Origin of the sequence: Streptomyces hygroscopicus subsp. hygroscopicus (genome assembly GCF_030269125.1) — a bacterium.
Taxonomy (GTDB): domain Bacteria; phylum Actinomycetota; class Actinomycetes; order Streptomycetales; family Streptomycetaceae; genus Streptomyces; species Streptomyces hygroscopicus_C.
Genome location: NZ_BSSM01000008.1, coordinates 16,951 through 35,272, shown reverse-complemented (window position 1 = coordinate 35,272; position 18,322 = coordinate 16,951). Strand labels below are relative to the sequence as shown.

Sequence of the window (18,322 nt, the reverse complement as noted above, 5' to 3'; positions counted from 1 at the left end):
GGTTGCTGTGGGCGGACTCGTCAAGGGATTCCTGGAGCCGATCGCAAAGCGCTGGAGCGCTGCGATGGGCGGTCCGCTGCTGCTGTTCTGGCTTGCGGGCACGTTGATCGTGCTGTGGCGCCGCGATGACGGCGCCCATCCATGCCGCACCACCGAGGCATGGACCCGCGCGTATTGCGGCATCGCCGCGCAGCAACCGGTGGGTCCCCTCGTGCTGTCCGCGGCCGCACTCGCACTCGTGGTGGTGTCCGCCTGGGCGGCCTCGGCGTCGGCTCCCTTTGTGCTCGAAGTCTTGGCGGGCCGCTGGGGCACGTCCCGGCCTGCGCTCGCGTACACCCGGCGCCGCATCGCGCGGCACCGTGCCCGGCGCGCCGCATTCGCACGACGTTCGGAGCCGCCGGCGGGGCTGAGCGGGGACGCCCTCGCCGCCTGGCAGGTGCAGACCGGCTGGCATGCCGCGCGTAGTCGGGCGGCATCCGCGCGCTATCCGCGGCCGCGCGACCCGGAACGGCTGTTGCCCACGGCACTAGGCAACGCGCTGATCTCGGTGTCCGCCGAGACGCGCCGCAAGTATGGTCTCGAACTGAGCGTCTGCTGGGACCCGTTCGTCAAAGCACTGGAGGCCCCCGACCGCGATGACCTGACGGCAGCGGCGACCCGTGTCTTCGCCCGGGTGCAGGCACTGATGTGCTCGGCGGCCACCACACTCTGGGCGGTGCTCCTGCCCGGCTGGTGGCCGCGCCTGTTCTGGATCACGGTGTGCGTCCTGTTGGTCAGGGCGGCGCACCGGGCGCTGCGCGCGGGCGTGGACGCCTACTGCCGACATGTCGGGGACATCTTCGCCCTCCACCGGGTCCGGCTCTATCGGGCGCTCGGGATCACCCCGCCGGCTTCGAGTGCGCAAGAGGTGCCCTCCGGCGAGATCCTGAGCGCCGCCTTGTCCCTGTCCCTCAGCACGCTGCCGAACGGCTCGACTCCTATTCCTTACGACTGGTCCCTCTAGCAACACACTGAGCGTTTCCCCGGACGCAGTCGGCTGTCCAGTCCGAGTAGGTCCGGATGCTGGACGAGGCGGCGGCACTGACGCTGGGTGTGCGTAGTCCGACTATGACTTCACAGAACAGCTAGGCGAGCTGGTGGTCCGTGCCGCTGTGCATGTGGACGCGGCGTCCAGTGAGCCTGCAAGTGACAATTTTGAAGTGGGTTTTCGGACACCAGCTTTCTATGCTGGCGTACTCGGGAGAACGGGGGTCAATGTGGGCAAGGGCCGGAAGAAGACGGGACGGACAGCTCCTCAAGGGTTGGGCCGACGACTCGCAGGTATGGACATGGCCAGCATGCAGGCTCTGCTCACTGCGGCGGGCGCCAGCCCCGGAACACGGCACAGATGGGCGTCGGTCGGGTACCTCCTTCAGCAGTTGCTGACTGCGCCGCCAACCGGGCGTTCTTCCGCCAAGGCTGTGACCGTGGGCGGGCTACTGGACGCATGCCGCCGGGAAGCGCCCTGGCTGGCTGGACTGGAGGATTTCGTTCCGTCCGATCCCCGTCAGGTCGTGCTCACGCGGCTCGGTGATGAGGTGCTGCGGCTGGCTCCCGGTCAGGTGGAGAGGCCACTGGCCGACGTCACGCGCTGGAAGACGGTGGCTCAGGCGACGGATTCGGTACTGGTGCCCGAGCTGGGGTTCGGGATCTCCGAATACGTCGAGGTGGGATTGCGGTACGCCGATCTTGCCATTCGGGCATTGGCCTCATCGTGGCCCGATGGGGACGTGCCGACAGAGGGTCCCGCAAGGTTGACCGACCAGGAACTGGCGGCGGCAGAGGTCCTTCTGAGCATGCCGGTGGAGGCGATGGTCGCCCCCTCCGAAACACTGCGGGCCGCGCTCAACTGGGCTACCGCACAACAGGCGGAGCCGATTTACGATCCCCGTTCCCCGCAGAGCACTTTCGGCAGGTACTTGGCCGTTTCCCATCAGCAATCCGACGATGACGCAGCGAGGTTCTGGCTACCGTTGGGCTTCCTGCCCGAAAGCCTGGGACAGGGCGTCGTTGATCTCGCTCGCCACGCCGCCTCGTCGGAAGCGAACGTCAGCCTGCGCTTTGCCCAGCTCGCGGCTGAACGTGCACGCCGAGCTCTGTGGCGGTTCTCGGACAAGATTCTCGGCCCTCCTGATACAAGCAGCGGCCCGGCTGTCTCCCCTCGCGACGTTGTGCAGTGGGTGGTGATGTTCGGCCCTGCCAGGGCGTTGCTGGTACAGCTCTTCGCGCGCCCTCATCTGCAAGACGCTCAGTTGCGGGAGGAACCAGCAGCGCTGCGGATCAGCAAGCATGCCCGCGCCCATCCGGACGAAGAGGTTCGTGTCCCGCTGCCCGGCGGGTCCTTGACCCTTCCCGCGGGGACGGAGATCGTTCCGCTTCTCCTCGTCGCATCTGCAGGCCATCTTGTTGCGCCCCAGCGACCGGGCCTTGCCGCTATGTCCCTTGAGGATCTGCTCTGGGCCTCGACCACCGCCGACAGCGACACGGATCTCTATACCTTTTGCCGTGAACTTGCCGCACCGAACAGACCCCACATGATTGTCTGGGAAGCAATTGACCTATGGGAGTGGTGGCGCGGCAACAACAAGACCTTCTTCAGTGGCGGCAGGGCCCCGGACTTGATGATGGTCAGCCCTCACCACAGCGCCGCCGAGTGGGAACGCGGCGAGCGCTTGCAGGAGCTGGAGCAGACGCTGGCCCTGCTCGCCCTGCCGGGCATCGACTCCTGGGACGCCTTGGACCCTATCGGGCAGGGCCCATACGGGATCTACGAGTGGTGCCGAGCGCATGTGGATGAGCAGTCGGACGAGGTAACCCGATCGCCGGAGCATGACCGTCCTGACCTGTACGGATGGCGGGTCCGGGTCGGCACGCCAGCTGTGGCCGTACGCTCCGCGCACCCGGCTTGGGGCGACGACCATCACCAACTTCTCCACGACCTCGCAGGCTCGTACGTTTTCGGCTTCGAGCAGTTGAATGATGCGTGGAACGCGGTGCATGACGAAGCCTCGCCGGTCGGCTACGTCCTCGAAATGCGGCCCGTCACGCCGGACGAACGTGATCGCGCCGGATCCATCCGGGTCGGATCTGTCGAAGCACAATCCAGTGCATACGGCCTGGTGATCCATGCCGAGTTCCTCATCGACTGTGAGTTGCTCGCGGAGCAGACCGACCGTGACGTCGCAACTACGCGGGAGGTCATGGCGCAGACGATCAGGTCTCTTCTGGAGCAGAGTGATCTGCCGCCGAGCACGGTCGACACGGTTGCAACGGCCTGGCGCGTCGCTCCGCCCACACTTGCGATCCGCATCATGACGGCGCCGGTGAGCCGTCCACACCTTGCCCGTCCGTGGGCGGTAGATGCCCATCTGGTGGGCATGGTGGACCAGGAGGTGGCCCGTGCTGTGCAGGCTGCAGGCGTCGCACCCGGAACGCACGTGGGCCCACAGGCCAAAGAACTTGACCGTGATGTGCTGGCTCCAGCCGCGTTGGACGCTCTGAACCGTCGTCTCGCCCAACACTCCTCCGACGACCTTGTCACCGTCGGGATGCGACAGATCGAACGCACCTTGGCGACGAAGAACCAGCAATTCCGTGATCTCGAACAGTCCTCCCGCCTTCTCTCGGTGGCCTGGGACCCACTGGAGCGCCAGACAGAACTCGAGCAAGAACATCTGTGGCTGAGGCGGAGCAACGAAATCGCGATCGAAGCAGCCCTGCGCGCTCAACCCACTGGAAACCGCCGCGTGGACCAGTACGCATGGATGGAGATCACCGCTGCGGCCTCCGCCTATCTGGCAGCGACGATGCGGAGCGAAGCGATCCATCATCAAGTTCGTCCCACCGGACTGAGAATCAGCGACGCATATGAGATCACCGTGGTGACCGACTTGGCCGATGCCGATGCCGATGCCGATGCCGATGCCGGGTCGGGGAGCGCGGGCTCCCGGGTATTCGATCTGGACCTCAGCGCGTTCAGACGGGCCCGAGCGGCTCACATGCTCGCGGCTCCGGCGAGGCTCGGCAGTCACGAGCAGACTGACGAGGTTGACGCAGCAGCCGAAGTCGTTGACGAGGAACAGATCGACGAACTCGTCGATCCAGATGTTGACGCTGCCATGCTCGCTGCATACGGAGCATCAGTGAGCGATATCTTGCAAGTTCTGTTCGCTATGGCCCACTGGCCGCTGGAGCCTGACGATCCGGATGCGGTGGCCGTCCCCGCAGATACCGTACGGCAACACCTGCTCGACACGTTGCGTCTCGCGGATGAACCTGACGGACATGCCCGTATCGCTGCTGCTCAGGGGCTCCTCACCAGTACATCCGCCGCGCTGCAGACTGCCGACTGGAAGCCGTGGCATGCACGCAGCAGACAGAAAAGACTCGTCGTCCAGCCCCTGGCCGAACTTTCCGATGGGCGGCTCGTGGTCGGCCCGCAGCTCTGCTACGCGAGTGCAGGTATCTACGGCAACTTCGTGGCTCAAGGAATCCTGCCTTGGACACAGCCTCCGCCTCCGCGCCGGGTGACAGACGCTCTGGAGGCGGTTCGCGACCGCAAGAACAGAGCCCTCGAGACCGAGGTAGCACAAACACTTCGGGCAGCTGGCTACATGGTCGAGGAGCGTATCCGGGAGCAGGATCCGCAGTGCCTGGGGGTCCCGTCCCTCCAGACCGAGATCGATGTAGTCGCTGGGCGCGCGGCTGACTCGGTTATCTGGCTGATCGAGGTGAAGGACCCAGCCGACGTGCACGTGACACCGGAGATCCGACGCCATCTGGACCGTTTCTACGTCGACCACCGAAAGCCGTGTTATGCGACACAGCTCCAGAGGAAACTCGACGACCTTGCACCCCGCGCCAACGAGGTGGCGGCGGCCCTCGGTTTGCCGACGTCAGCTGAGCCGCGTGTGGTCAGGGCGATCTTTGTCACCCGTGCGCCGGTGCCGGCGGGATTCGTCGGGGGCCCCTTCACATTCCACACGTTGAGGGATCTGGCGGCTGCTCTGGACGGCGCCACCAGCCAGCCGCCGGAAGTAACTGTTTCCGGCGGGACCAGCTCCCCTAGCCGGGACCGGCGATGATCACGAAGCGGCCCGCAGCGAGTAAGTACCGAACGACGGCGAAGCGAAGGCAGCAGACGGGTGATCGGCTACACAAAGATGAGTAACACCACCGCTACCGGCCTCAAAAGAGCCGGTAGCTGGTTACACGCATACAGGTGCTACTCGTCTCGGAAAGGCGGGCTCTGACGCATGGCCAGCACCGTGCCGTCCCGGCACGGTGTCCCGCCCGCTCCCGGCCTGCGGACGGACCCCGCAACCGCCGCGACCACCGCACGGCCGGCTGCAGGACCAGCCCACCTCGACACTCCACACTCCGGCACCCGGAGCTGACCGGCATGACCGTCCCCGAAATGGAAATTGTGCTTGACGACTCGATCCCTGCACTGGCCGAACAACGCGAGCGGCTCCGCCACGAGCGACGGGGCGGCGAACGCCGCCGGCACGCGGCGCGGGCGCCAAGGACAAGCTCTCCGACGCCGATCGGCTCCTGGCCACCGTGCTCTACCTGCACAAAATCGGTACTACGACCTGCTCGCCCAGCTCTTCGGCGTCACCGGAAGCACCCTCACCCGCGCTATCCAGGAAGTACGGCCCCTCCTTGCCGAGTCTGGCCCCACGATCCCGCCGTCAACGGCCAGATTCCGCACACCCGCAGACGTCGCTGCCCACCTCGACAGGTACGGCAATCAGCCGCCAAGGAAGATCAAACCAGCATGTTAATTCTCTGCGCGCCCTTAGATAGCGGTTGGTCCCGGAAGACGCAATCCCGTGCGGAGTGTGTACTCCCCACACCCGCTCGGCCCTCAACGCCCAGGCCGGCCACATGCGGCCACGTTCAGGCCGTACCCGAGAGGGATGAACATCAGGCGGGCGGTGAGCTCCACCATCGTGGGCCCCGGAGAAATCAGGCCACCGGGGGCGTAGTCGTTCACGCGTCGGGCCTCTGCTCCGGCGCCGGCACACCGGTGGTGTCCTCCTCCGGCATGGTCGTCGGCGCGGTCTCGGCACTGGCGCGGCGGACGCGCCTCTTCTCGTGGACCACGGCTCCGATGACGCCGAGGCCGGTGGCGGCGGCGCCGATGATGACGCCCTCCGTTCGGCCCTTCCATCGGCCGAGAGCGACGCCCTCCGCAAAGCCCTCCAGCCGACCGCGGGCGACGCCCTGTGCTACGCCCTGCAACCGGTAGAAGGCGCGTAGAGCGGCGGGGCCGCCACGGCGTCCGGCTTCCTTCGTGAGTTCCGTGTAAACGCTGGTCATGCTCTGCCTCGCTATGTGTCGCTCGCTCTAGGGACGGGCCGATGATCGCAGAAACGTCCCTGGCGGGTGGGCAGTTCGGGAACTTCTGGGCTGACGTTGCGGCGCGCTTGGCGTACGCGCTGGCCCACCCCCTGGGCCAGCCCCTCCCGTATGACCTGGCCGCCTTCCGTCCACCCGGTGCGGTGGCCCGCGGCCATGACCCTCCGCCCCACTGCCCACCGGCCGGACAGTTCCACGTCATCCACCGACGCACAGGGCGGAACGTGAGGTCCGCTGGCAGGTTGCCATGGACGTAGCAAGGAAAAAACGGGACAGCCAATCCCATCGGGGACATCTATGTGATCACGGATAACCTGTCCTCGCACAACAGCGTGTCCACCCGCACCTGGCTCGAGGACCACCCCCTAATCCGGCACGTCTTCATCCCCGTCGGCGCCTGCTGGCTCAACCTTCAGGAGAGCTGGTGGCGCATCTTCCGTAAAGCCGCCCTCGCCGGGCAATCCTTCGCGGGCCACCCGAGATCGAGCACGCCACCCGCCTGGCAACATCGCAGCTCAACACCCGAGCTTGGCCCTGGGTATGGGAACGACCCTCACCACCAACCCGCGTCCTACGGCGACGATATGTGTACACCGTTTGAGAGATCCAGCACTAGGTGGCGAGGTCCCAAACCGTCGCTCTGAGCCTCATCGTGTGCCCACCCGGTGCGGCCGACACGACACGCACGAACGCAATACGCTCTTCGGTGGTCTGAAAGCCCCGGAGAGGCTGGCTCGTGAAAGCCCGAGGTTAGGTGCCCTGTCGCGCTTTCCGGCGGACCGATCCGGCGGCAACACGACCCAGCTCTCACCCGGCGCGATCAAGATGCGATGGCACGGCCTCGCGTCCGTCCGGACGGGGCAGGGCGCCGGCGGACCGGTAGGCGAGCCAAAACCCTCGGCCGGGACTCGAAATTGTGTTCGGGGATCGTCGCAAGGGCGAGAAGCGGGAACGATCCAGATCCGGATGTATCCGGCCTCTTGCCTGCCGTTTTCCCTCCCCGAGGCAGCCTGGCCTATCCCGTCATCGGCTCGGGCCGAGTCCCGTTGTCAGTGGTGGCCTCTACGGTTCCTTGTGGCCGGCGCGGAATGCCCATGCGCGGCTGTGCGGGCATGAGTGCCGATCGAGTGGGGCGTCCATTTTCGCTGTTGGCGGGAAATGCGGTCGTACTTGCTGGGGTAGTGAGAGGGCAGGATGTATGGAGTTGGACTACGACCGCCTGGTCGCCCTGCGGAAGCAGAGCGCTGCTTGGAGGCTGCTGAAGGCCGACAATGCGGCACTGATGTTGAGCTTCTTCAACAAGGTGTTCGTCGAGCAGGGAGCGCGCTCGATTGCCGGTGCGGAGCTTGTCGAACGTCTGGACGATGAGTTGTTCGCCCTCAATGACCGGCTCGGGCAGGGCACGTTTCCCAAGTCCGCGAAGGCGTATCTGGATGTCTGGTCGGCACCGGGGAACGGCTGGCTGCGCAAGTATTACCCGGCGGATTCGGACGAGCCGCACTACGACGCCACGGCCGCGGTCGAGAAGGCGATCGCGTGGGTTCGGTCGCTGGAAGAGCGTTCGTTCGTCGGTACGGAGTCGCGCCTGAATACGATCTTCGATCTGCTGCGGCAGATGACGTTCGGCACCGAAACGGACCCCGAGGCGCGACTGGCCGAGCTCTCCCGGCGACGGCATGAAATCGACCAGGAAATCGAGCGTGTTGGGGCTGGCCAGGTAGACGTTCTGGACAGCGCGGCGCTGCGGGACCGCTACCAGCAGGTGACAACGACGGCGCATGGGCTGCTGGCCGACTTCCGCGAGGTTGAGGCGAACTTCCGGGACTTGGACCGGGACCTGCGGAGCAAGATCGCCGCGTGGGACGGGGCCAAGGGCGAACTCCTGGATGAGGTGCTGAGCAGCCGCGAGAGCATCGCTGAGTCGGATCAGGGACGGACCTTCCAGGCGTTCTACGACTTCCTGCTCGCCCCGAGCCGTCAGGACGAACTCAAGACGCTGCTGGCCGAGGTTGAGGCCATGGAAGCCATCGACGAGCCTGACCCGCGCATGCGTCGCATGCCCCGGGACTGGCTGGAGGCCGCCGAACGCACCCAGGCCACGGTGCGGCAGCTGTCGGATCAGCTCCGCCGATTCCTGGACGACCAGGTGCGCTCGGAAGACCGCCGTGTCCTGGAACTGGTGCGCGCGATCGAGACGCAGGCCCTGGCCCTGCACGACGTGCCGGGCGTGAATCTGGTCGCCGAGATCGATGCGGCAGCCCCGGCCATCGCCCTGCCGATGGAGCGGCCCTTGTATACGCCGGTGGTCAAGGCACCGATCGACAGTACCGGCATCGAGGCGGGGGACGATGAGTTCACCGCCGACGCCTTGTTCGAGGCGGTGTATGTGGATCCCGCCCGGCTCACGGCCGCGGTGCACCACGCCCTGGGCTTGCGCACGCAGGTGTCCTTGGCCGAGACGCTGCGCGAGCACCCTCTGGAGCAGGGGCTTGCCGAACTGGTCGCCTACTTCGCGCTACCGGACGACGGGTTCACCACCGTGTTCGACGACGACCGCCAAGAAGAGATCACGTGGATCGGCGAGGACGACGTCCAGCAGGTCGCCACCGTGCCCGTGGTCACCTTTGCTCGCACCAGCCCCGGCATCGCCTGGGTATCCAGCCCGAAGGAGGGGCGATGACCACACCTGCCACCCCCACCCCGCAGCAGCCGTACGCCCTCTCGCTGCCGGTCAACCAGCTACTCAAGGGCCCGGTCTTCCGCGACCAGCACGAGCGGGCCTGGGACGCGCTGCTGCACCACAGTGCCGGCGTGAAGGACTACGTCGACGTCATGGGGCTGCGCGTGGTGATCGACGAGATGGAGGGCTACGCCTTCCTCCAGTCGAAACCCGACGACGAGGACGATGACCGCGATCCCCGCATGGCGCCGCCGCGGCTGATGCCCCGCCGCTCGCTGTCCTACCCCGTCAGTCTGCTGGTCGTGCTGCTGCGCAAGAGGCTTGCCGAGTTCGACGCGGGCGCCGACGGCACCCGCCTGATGATCACCCGGGACGAGATCGTCGAGATGATCCGCATGTTTCTCCCGGCCGGCAGCAACGAGGCACGTCTGGTCGACCAGATCGACGGCCACATCAACAAGGTGGTGGACCTACAGTTCCTGCGCCGCGCTCGCGGGCAGGAGCAGCTGTTCGAGGTGCAGCGGATCATCAAAGCCTTCGTCGACGGGCAGTGGCTCGCCGACTTCGACACGAACCTGGCCCAGTACGCCGCCACCCACACCCCCCAGGAGAAGTAGCAATGATCCCCGCCCAGCCCGGCCCCGCCGACACGAGTGCCTCCACCGACCTGGCTGCGGCAGGCTTCCGACTGGAGCGTATGGAGGTCTACAACTGGGGCACGTTCGACAAGCACGTGTGGTCGTTCGATCTCGGCGGCGCCAACGCCCTGCTGACCGGTGACATCGGTTCCGGCAAGTCCACCCTGGTGGATGCGATCACCACGCTGTTCATGCCCGCCCGCAAGATCGCCTACAACAAGGCAGCCGGTGCGGAGAGCGGCGAGCGCAGCCTGCGCTCCTACGTGCTGGGCCACTACAAGTCCGAACGCAACGAGACCACCGGGACGACCAAGCCAGTAGCGCTGCGAAAGCCGGGCAGCTACTCCGTCATCTTGGGCGTGTTCACGAACCCGGCGATGGCTGCGACCGTCACGCTGGGGCAGGTGTTCTGGCTGGCCGACGGGAACGCCACCAGCCCCGAGCGGCTGTTCCTCGTCGCCGACCGGACGCTGTCGGTCGCCGGGGACTTCGCCGACTTCGGCACCGAGGTGCGGGCGCTGAAGAAGCGTCTCGAAGCGGGCGATGTCCGCGTCCACAAGACGTTCCCGCCATACAGCAAGGATTTCCGGCGCCGGATGGGCATCGAGTCCGAACAGGCGCTGGAGCTCTTCCATCAGACGGTGTCGATGAAGTCGGTGGGCAGCCTGGACGAGTTCGTGCGCAGTCACATGCTCGAACCGTTCGATGCGGCGGCGATGACGGACAACATCGTGAGCCACTTCGACGCTCTGACTACCACCTACAACTCCGTTCAGCGGGCCCGTGCCCAGATCGAGGCTCTCAACCCGCTGCTTGAGGACTGCGACGCCTACGAGGGCCTGGCCGCACGCATCGAGGAGGCCGACGCCCAGCAGGCCGCCCTGCGGTACTTCATCGCCCAGCGCACGTCGATGCTGCACGAAGCCCAGCGCGCCGAGGCGGAGCGGATGCTCGCCCGCCTGGAGGGCGAGAAGAAGACCGCGAAGGACGAGCTGGAGCGGCTGCGGGACCAGGAACGCCGGTGGGAAATGCAGCGTGAGGGCCTGGGCGGCGGGCGCCTGGGCGAACTGGAGCGCCAGATCGAGGAGACGGAGCGGCAGCGCGCCGCTCAGGAGAAGCGCGCCCGCCAGCACGCAACCCTGCTGGAGCAGGCAGAGCTGGCCCCGGTCACCGATCAGGCGCAGTTCACCGACCGCCTTGAGGAGATCGCCCGGGCCCAGCACGACGTCGCCGCGACGACACAGGAGACGCGCACGGCCCTGGAGACGCTCGCAGTCGAGGCCGCACAGCTGAAGCAGCGGGCCGAAGACCTCAACGCAGACCTGATCAGTCTGCGCTCGCGCCGCAGCAACATCCCCCGCAAGCAACTGGAGGTACGCGCCCGCCTGAGCCGCGAACTCGGCATCGAGGACAGTGCCCTGCCCTTCGCCGGCGAACTCATTCAGGTCCGAGACGAGGAACAGGCGTGGGCCGGAGCCGCCGAGCGGCTGCTGCGCGGCTTCGCCGTGTCCCTCCTGGTCCCCGGAGATCAGTACGCTCGCGTCTCCGACTGGATCAACGACCACCACCTGGGGACGAAGCTGGTCTACTTCCGCGTCCCGGACAAGCTCCCGCCGCGGCGCCTGCCCACCGGTGCGTCCACGGCGCTGTTCACCAAGCTCGAAGTGCGCGAGGACTCGCCGTTCGCCCCGTGGCTGGCCGGCGAGCTCGAACGCCGTGCCTCCCACGCCTGCGTGCCGACGATGGAGGATTTTCTGCACGCCGAACTAGCCATCACCGCACAGGGGTTGATCAAGGGGGTGCGGGGCCGCCACGAGAAGAACGACACCACCCGCATCGACGACCGCAGCACGTATGTGCTCGGCTGGACGAACCAGGCGAAGATCGATGCCCTCCTGGATCAGGCGGGACGGGTCCACGGCGCCCAGCGTGAGATGGAGAAGAAGAAACGCGGGCTGGGAGCCGCCTACGAGGACGCCATCAGCCGTGACAAGGTCCTCGACCGGCTGACGGCGATGCTGGACTACAGCGAGATCGACTGGCCGTCCGCGGTACGGCGCATCACAGAGCTGACCGCGGAGAAGCAGCGCCTGCAAGCCGCCTCCGACGACCTGGACGAACTCACCCGCCGCCTCACCGAGATCGCCGACGAAATCACCGAACAGGGAGCCGCCTACGAGAAGGCCAGCCAGAGCTGGGGACGGGTCGACGGCGAGCGCGACGCCGCTGAACGCGCCCGCGACGAGGCCCGCGCGGTACTCGACGAACCGGCCGCCGGCGCTGCACAGGCGCACTTTCCGGCCCTCGAACATCGCTTGACCACCGCCCGTCTGGCGTGCAGGACCGCGCAGGAGTGCGTGCAAACCGAAACCCGGCTGCGTGAGGAGATGACGGCGCACAAGCACCGCTGGGCCAAGGAGCAGACCCGCCTCGCCCAGACGATCGCCGCCCAGATGAGCTCCTTCCGCACCACCTATCAGGTCGAGACCAGCGAACTCGACGCCTCCGTTGCCTCCGCCCCTGGCTACCGTGCCCTGCACCAGCAGCTCGTCGCCGACGACCTGCCGCGCTTCCAGGACCAGTTCCGCACCTACTTGAAGACCAACGTGATCCGCGAAATCGCCGGATTCCAAGCGCAGTTGAACATCTGGGCCGACGAGATCGGCGACCGCATCAACACCATCAACGAGTCGCTGGCCGGCATTGACTACAACCCGGGCCGCTACATCATGCTCAAGCCCGAGCAGACGCCCAACACCGAGATCCGCGAGTTCACCGCGGAACTGCGCGCCTGTACCGACGACGTCCTATCCGGCGACGACTCCGACCTGTACTCCGAGGAGAAGTTCCACCAGGTCCAGCACCTAATCGAACGCTTCAAGGGCCGCGAAGGCCACGCGGACAGCGACCGCGGCTGGACCAAGCGCGTCACCGACGTGCGGTACTGGTTCGTCTTCAGCGCTAGCGAACGACGCCGCGAGGACGACTCCGAGTACGAGGTGTACTCCGACTCCGGCGGCAAGTCCGGCGGACAGAAGGAGAAGCTCGCGTACACCATCCTGGCCGCCTCTCTCGCCTACCAGTTCAAGCTCGACACCACCCACAGCAGGAGCCGTACCTTCCGCTTCGTGGTCATCGATGAAGCCTTCGGACGCGGCTCGGAGGAATCCGCCCGCTTCGCCCTGGACCTCTTCAAACGCCTGGGCCTGCAACTCCTCATCGTCACCCCACTGCAGAAGATCCACGTCATCGAGCCCTACGTGTCCGCAGTCGGCTTCGTCGACAACCCCAGCGGACACCACTCCCGCCTACGCACCCTGACCATCGCCCAGTACCGCCATGAACGCCTCGCCCACACCCTGGCCGGCCTGCAGCCCGCCGCCGGGCAGGGAGACTGAGATGACGACGCATCAAAGCTCCAACTGGACTACGCCGCAGGCCGTCCTCGAACGCCTCCGCAAACGCTGGAACACGGGTACCTACCTCACCCAAATCGCCGACGGGGCACCCTGGGAACCCGTCGAGATCCCCCTACGCGGCCCCAAAGCCGGCGACATCACCCGCCACTACGACGACGTCCTCGCCTGGACCGAATCGTGGGCGCCCAGCGCACACCGGCACCTGCGCATCGAATACCGCCGGCTCGGCGGACGCCTGGCCGGCGTGAACTACATCCCCGACCGCGTCTGGGTCGACGACCGCGACGACCTCTGGCGCATACTCGGCGTCACCCCCACGGTCGCCCGCTACCAAGCCCTGCTGGCCTCCACCCAGGAAAGGCTGCCCGCTCTCATCGACTGGATGGTTGCCCACCCCATGCAGGTCCTCCAGCGGGAGGCCGACTGGCACCGCCTGGAGGGCACGATCCGCTGGATCACCGACTACCGTGGCCCAGCCGTCTACCTACGCCAGCTCGACGTACCTGGGGTGGACACCAAGTTCATCGAACGCCACCGCGCTATCCTGACCACCCTGCTCGAACAGTGCCTTCCCGACGACCGCATCGACGCTGAGGCCGCGCGCACTGACTTCGCCGCCCGCTTCCGTTTCCTGCGCAAGCCCGCCTACCTGCGATTTCGGCTGCTCGGCGGCGAGTCGCTGGGGGGCTTCAGCGAACTCACGCTCCGCGCGGATGAGTTCACCGCGCCGCCGCCCGGCATCACGACCGTGTTCGTCATCGAGAACGAAACCACCTACCTCGCTTTCCCCGACCAGCCCCACAGCATCGTGATCCACGGCGGCGGCTACGCCGTCACCCAACTGTCCGCCCTGACCTGGCTGCACGATGTACGCCTTGTGTACTGGGGCGACCTGGACACTCACGGTTTCACCATCCTCGACCGGCTGCATCGGGCCTTCCCGCACACGCAGTCCATCCTGATGGACCGGAGCACTCTCCTGGAGCACCGCGGCCAATGGGTGAAGGAGGACGCCCCCACCCACCAGCCTCTCGGCACGCTCACCCCGGACGAAGCCGACGTCTACGCCAGCCTCGCGAACGGTGAGTTCGGCCCCAACGTGCGACTCGAACAAGAACGCGTGCGCTATCACCTGCTCGAAGTCGCCCTCAACGACCTTCGCCAAGGGCCGCGGTGACTAACCCTCGTGCCTGTCTGGCAGTCGGAAACCGGGAACTGCGGCGTCGCTGCCGTTCTGTCGCGCCCCGGGGGTGCAGGCGCAGCGTCGGAGCAGAACGGTCCGATCTGCAGACCAAGTACCCAGAGCGGCATGGGCCCCACGACCGATGGGCAGCGCCGCAATCGCCGGGGCTACATGGGTTGAGGCACACCCCTTTTTCGGAATGGACGTTCGAAAGGAATGATGCTCCGGCGGGGGGTCCTGCGTAGACGGGGACCTGATACGACGACGCCCCGCCGGCTTGCTGCGGCGGGGCCTCGTCGTGCAGCCAGCGCGCTACGCGCGGCCCCGCCGTTCTTGTCTTGTGTCCCCAGAACCAGTCAGCCCTCAGCCCACGCCGGGGCAACTAAGGATGCGAGCTCTCGATGCCTTTTCGGGAGCCATGGGCCCGGGCTGACCGGGGCGCAGTGATGCTGACTAGCCGGGTGCCGATTCGCTGCGCCAGGTGCTAGATGAGCGCCAACCCGGGGCGGTGCAGGCATCGGACCGCGGCGCATCGAGCACACACCTGGTCACCAACTTCTTCGCCGGGCTGCCGACTACTGACCGGATGCCCGCGCGGCGGGGCCCTCCAGCCAGCTCCTGATGCGCCGGGACCACTCCTGAATCTCGAACACAGCCCGCGACCGTTCGTCTCCGTACTGGTCCAGCACGGCGAAGCTCGCGTCAACCACACTCAGGGCGTCGTCGTGACGTCCCTCGTCGCCGAGCAGGACGGCGAAATTGATCAGGCTCATGGCGTGGTCCGTCCAGACGCGCCGCGCCTCCTCCGGAGGCAGGGCGCCGTAGATCTGGGTAGCCTCGGCGACGGCCGTCCGAGCCTCGCCCTGCCGTCCCAGGTCGCCCAGGCGGCTGCCCAGGTTCGTGAGACTCCTCGCCAGATCGCCCCCAACCGCCGGCTCACCCAGCTCGGCCCTTCGACGCCCGATGAGAACAGCCTCCTCAATAGCCTGGAGTGCCTCACGGTACCGACCTGCCTCCGCCAAGCGGTTGGACTGGTTGTTCAGGGTCATGGCGTGGCCCGCGCCGAAGACGCCGAAGTCCCGGTGACTCAGCTCCCGGTACAGCGTCTCCGCTTCGGAGACCGCGTCGAGACTCTCCCCCGCCCGGCTGGCTTCGCCCAGTCGCACGGAAAGATTACTGAGGGCCTCGGCGAGACCAGACGAGAAGGGGACGGAGGCGGAGTTACCCCCTACCGACAGCAGCTCTCGGTACACCTCCACGCTCTCCAGGGCCGCAGCGAGCGACTCCTCCCGCTGCCCCACGGAGGCCAGTTGGTTCGAGAACGTCAGGAGAAGACGGGCGAATTCCAGCCCGTAGGTGCCGATGTCCCGCCCCGCCAGATCCCGAACCCGCCGGACGTCCTCAGCGACGACCTCCTCCGACGCTCGGTCGGCCGTCGGGCCTCCGGACGCAAGGGCGAACGCCTCGGCCAGGGCGGCGGCGGAGGGTCTGCGGACGGGGTCATGCTCCAAGCAACGCCAAAGAGTCCGCAGGAGCACCGGGATGATCCCGGGGTTGGTCAAGGGACCATGTCCCGAGTTGTCGGCCCTGGGGTCGCTCCACCGTCCCGAGAGGAAGGCCAGCAGCAGTGCACCGACGGCGTACACATCGCTCTGCGGCGTGAGCGAGCGCTCGTCGTCGTCCGCCTCTAGGTAGGTGTCGCTGAGGGGCAGCACGTCGCGGTGAGCACTGTCGACTCCGTCGATCGTCGCGGTCGCCCAGCTGACCAGCCGGACGTCGCGGTCGGTCACGAGAACGGCCAGGGGTGAGAGCGAGCCGTGCACGAGCCCCCGAGAGTGGGCGAAGGCAACGGCCTCCGTCAGGCCCAGCCCGATCCGCAAGAAAAGCTCCTCCGGGACCGTTCCCCCGTGTTCGTCGAGGACGGCGCGCAGGTTCGGTGCGGGCGGTGAGGACGGGGCGTCTGCGCTGCGGTGGACGCAGCTCGCCGCGACCCATGGCAGCTCCCCTGTGGTGGGCACCGCCACACCGAGGAGTGCGGGGGCATGCGTGCCCTGCATCCGCGTCAGGCACTCGGCTTCCGTCCGGACGAGGTCCCGCGCGGTTCCCGGGTCGCGGGTATGCAGCATGACCGGCGCCCGGACCGTGGCGACGGTGCCGTCATCGTCCTCGGCCAGGTACATCGTCAGGTGAGGCCAACCGTGGGCACTGCGTGCACGGAGACGGAATCGACCGAGCCGTACCGGGTCCTCCGGCAGGAGCTCCACCCAGCCGGCTGGCAGGGTCTCACCCGGCGCGTCGTCGTACGCCTCATCAGTCCCGGCGGCTGCGGAGTCCCGGGGCTCGGTGGAATCCCCGGTCTCGCCCACGGGGACAGGGGTTTTCGGCATGGGCGCCACCGGCCTTGCGTCGGCGGACGGGATGCCGAGCCGCGTTAGCGCCTGCTCCCGTAGCCAGCCGAAGGAGCGCCCGGTGTCGTCGATGACGGCCGCGCCGTCCGGGTGCCCGACCCACGCCGGGAAGACCGGGGCGCGGCCGACGGCGGCCTCAATGCGCTGCGTCACAGCCTCGGCGGTGCGCAGCAATTCCCTCGGGGAGACGGCGCTGAGGAGAACGCGCCGGGCGCCGTCTGTGAAGTCGTACCGTCGGTGGTGCGGCAGCCGGTCCGCACCGTCGGCGTCGAGCTCGTGCATCAAGCCCCCTAGGAACACCTCCATGAGGTGTCCGATGTCTGTCGGCGGCCCGAGGGCGGCCTGTACCAGGCGCATCACGGGCGGCGTGACGGGGGCGACGGCCGCCACGTGGGCCGCGAGCCGATACGCCTCGGCAGACGCGGCCTCCCTGAAGCGGAGTACCGCTTCGGCGGCGTCGCCGTCCCGGGCGTCGGCTACGGTCCGGCTGGAGCCGGGACGGCCGGCGTCCCACAGCGGGAGGAGCGCTGTGCCGCCGGGTGAGGCGACGAGCGACGCCCAGTCGGCGACGGCCGCAGGGGTCGGCGCGAGGACCGGGACGGGTACGGAGTCGAAGCGGACCAGGTCCGGCGGCAGGTCAGGGTCGGCGACGTGCCAGGCGCGGGTGGGGCCGCCGCGGCGATGGGTGGTGACCTGCCAGCGCCGTGCGCCGATGCCGGTGCTCGCCCAGAGCCGGGACGGCAGTGCCTGGACGATCGCGATGGGACCGCAACGTCCCCAGCGGTCCGTCACCCGGCGCATCCCGCCGTCCCGCCAGGCTTCGCCCACACCGTCGCTGACGACCAGGACGAGGGTGTTGCCGGTTAGGTCGCACAGGACCCTCGGCGATAAGAGCCGGCCGCGGTGGCGGTAGGGGGTGGTCCGCAGAGACGGAGTGTCGCTGCGCGTGTCGAGTCCGTACACACGCACGTCTCGGAAGGCGCCGGCACGTTCCATCAGTACCCGGACGTCGGCGGCGAGCCGCTGCCAGAGGACCATGGAGACGCCGTCGTCAACCACGAGGGCCAGGGACAGCCAGCGGGTGCGCACCGCACGGGCGACGGTCTCGGGCACGCCCGTCTCGGCGATGGCAGCGACGGTTCGTGTGACGTCGAGTTCCTGCTGGCGCCGGTCGGGGAAGCGCTGCCGCAGCGGCCGGAGGGACTTGCCGAGCCGGAGCTGCCCGGCGCCGAGGGTGCTGCTGTCCGGGGTGCGGACTGCGAACGCCGGTGACAGGCCCGCGAGCGCTGGCGCGTCTTCGTCGGGACTGGGCTGCGTCGAGGCCAGAAGCGGGCGCGCGGACCGCTTCTTCGTGGACTCCGCAGCGGTCGGCTCTGGTGCAGGCTCCGCGGTCTCCGGCGCCGCCACCGTCAACCCGTCGTGGTGGGGCTCGCCGTGCCGCTCCGAGCTCGCAGCGGCCACGCCGAGGGAGCGCACCAGGGGCCCGGAGTCCCGAGGCAGCTTCCCGGCGAGCCACATGGCGTCGAGGAGTTCCTCCAGAGAGAGCTCCACCCCGCTCTCGGCCAGGACCTTCGTCACGCGCGAGATCACGG

The 18,322-nt window shown here is 67.6% G+C and carries 9 protein-coding genes and 1 pseudogene; 8 read left to right on the top strand and 2 right to left on the bottom strand.

What is annotated here, in order from left to right; genetic code table 11:
* Window positions 1-7 precede the first annotated feature (7 nt).
* The 3 genes and pseudogenes from QSK45_RS18905 to QSK45_RS18895 all read left to right on the top strand — a co-directional run.
* A complete protein-coding gene (locus QSK45_RS18905; protein ID WP_285558347.1) occupies window positions 8-1,003 on the top strand; it encodes a hypothetical protein in 996 nt (331 codons plus the stop codon).
* A gap of 325 nt (window positions 1,004-1,328) precedes the next feature.
* Window positions 1,329-5,123, top strand: coding sequence for a hypothetical protein (locus QSK45_RS18900; protein ID WP_285558345.1), 3,795 nt, complete (start codon window positions 1,329-1,331; stop codon window positions 5,121-5,123).
* Between the two features lie 186 nt (window positions 5,124-5,309).
* Window positions 5,310-5,825 (top strand): annotated as a pseudogene (locus tag QSK45_RS18895) (helix-turn-helix domain-containing protein); the annotation flags it as partial.
* 208 nt (window positions 5,826-6,033) lie between these two features.
* Here the strand turns inward: QSK45_RS18895 and QSK45_RS18890 are convergent.
* Window positions 6,034-6,363 (bottom strand): hypothetical protein, encoded by a 330-nt coding sequence (locus tag QSK45_RS18890; RefSeq protein ID WP_285558343.1) that lies wholly within the window; start codon window positions 6,361-6,363, stop codon window positions 6,034-6,036.
* A gap of 338 nt (window positions 6,364-6,701) precedes the next feature.
* Here QSK45_RS18890 and QSK45_RS18885 point away from each other — a divergent pair, with 338 nt between their 5' ends.
* The 5 genes from QSK45_RS18885 (at window position 6,702) to QSK45_RS18865 (ending at window position 14,316) form a co-directional block, all read left to right on the top strand.
* Window positions 6,702-7,046 carry a hypothetical protein gene (locus QSK45_RS18885; protein WP_490993585.1) on the top strand — a complete coding sequence of 115 codons (345 nt, stop codon included), beginning with the start codon at window positions 6,702-6,704 and terminating at the stop codon, window positions 7,044-7,046.
* A 554-nt stretch (window positions 7,047-7,600) separates the two neighbouring features.
* Window positions 7,601-9,082 (top strand): DUF3375 domain-containing protein, encoded by a 1,482-nt coding sequence (locus QSK45_RS18880; RefSeq protein WP_285558341.1) that lies wholly within the window; start codon window positions 7,601-7,603, stop codon window positions 9,080-9,082.
* On the top strand, window positions 9,079-9,699 hold the full coding sequence (locus QSK45_RS18875; protein ID WP_100572681.1) for a DUF4194 domain-containing protein: 621 nt from the start codon (window positions 9,079-9,081) through the stop codon (window positions 9,697-9,699). The genes QSK45_RS18880 and QSK45_RS18875 overlap by 4 nt, the downstream gene beginning before the upstream one ends.
* Window positions 9,700-9,701: 2 nt before the next feature.
* Window positions 9,702-13,118 (top strand): ATP-binding protein, encoded by a 3,417-nt coding sequence (locus tag QSK45_RS18870; RefSeq protein WP_285558338.1) that lies wholly within the window; start codon window positions 9,702-9,704, stop codon window positions 13,116-13,118.
* 1 nt (window position 13,119) lies between these two features.
* Complete coding sequence (locus tag QSK45_RS18865) at window positions 13,120-14,316, top strand: Wadjet anti-phage system protein JetD domain-containing protein (protein ID WP_285558337.1); 1,197 nt, start codon at window positions 13,120-13,122, stop codon at window positions 14,314-14,316.
* Window positions 14,317-14,897: 581 nt separating this feature from the next.
* On the opposite strand, the gene QSK45_RS18860 is transcribed toward QSK45_RS18865, so the two are convergent.
* Window positions 14,898-18,308 carry a tetratricopeptide repeat-containing protein kinase family protein gene (locus QSK45_RS18860; protein WP_285558336.1) on the bottom strand — a complete coding sequence of 1,137 codons (3,411 nt, stop codon included), beginning with the start codon at window positions 18,306-18,308 and terminating at the stop codon, window positions 14,898-14,900.
* Window positions 18,309-18,322: the final 14 nt, after the last annotated feature.

What these genes read in the sequence shown, in the direction of transcription:
- QSK45_RS18900 (WP_285558345.1), top strand. Translation starts at nt 1,329, where the DNA reads ATGGCCAGCATGCAGGCTCTGCTCACTGCGGCGGGCGCCAGCCCCGGA.
- QSK45_RS18890 (WP_285558343.1), bottom strand. Translation starts at nt 6,363, where the DNA reads ATGACCAGCGTTTACACGGAACTCACGAAGGAAGCCGGACGCCGTGGC.
- QSK45_RS18880 (WP_285558341.1), top strand. Translation starts at nt 7,601, where the DNA reads ATGGAGTTGGACTACGACCGCCTGGTCGCCCTGCGGAAGCAGAGCGCT.
- QSK45_RS18875 (WP_100572681.1), top strand. Translation starts at nt 9,079, where the DNA reads ATGACCACACCTGCCACCCCCACCCCGCAGCAGCCGTACGCCCTCTCG.
- QSK45_RS18870 (WP_285558338.1), top strand. Translation starts at nt 9,702, where the DNA reads ATGATCCCCGCCCAGCCCGGCCCCGCCGACACGAGTGCCTCCACCGAC.
- QSK45_RS18865 (WP_285558337.1), top strand. Translation starts at nt 13,120, where the DNA reads ATGACGACGCATCAAAGCTCCAACTGGACTACGCCGCAGGCCGTCCTC.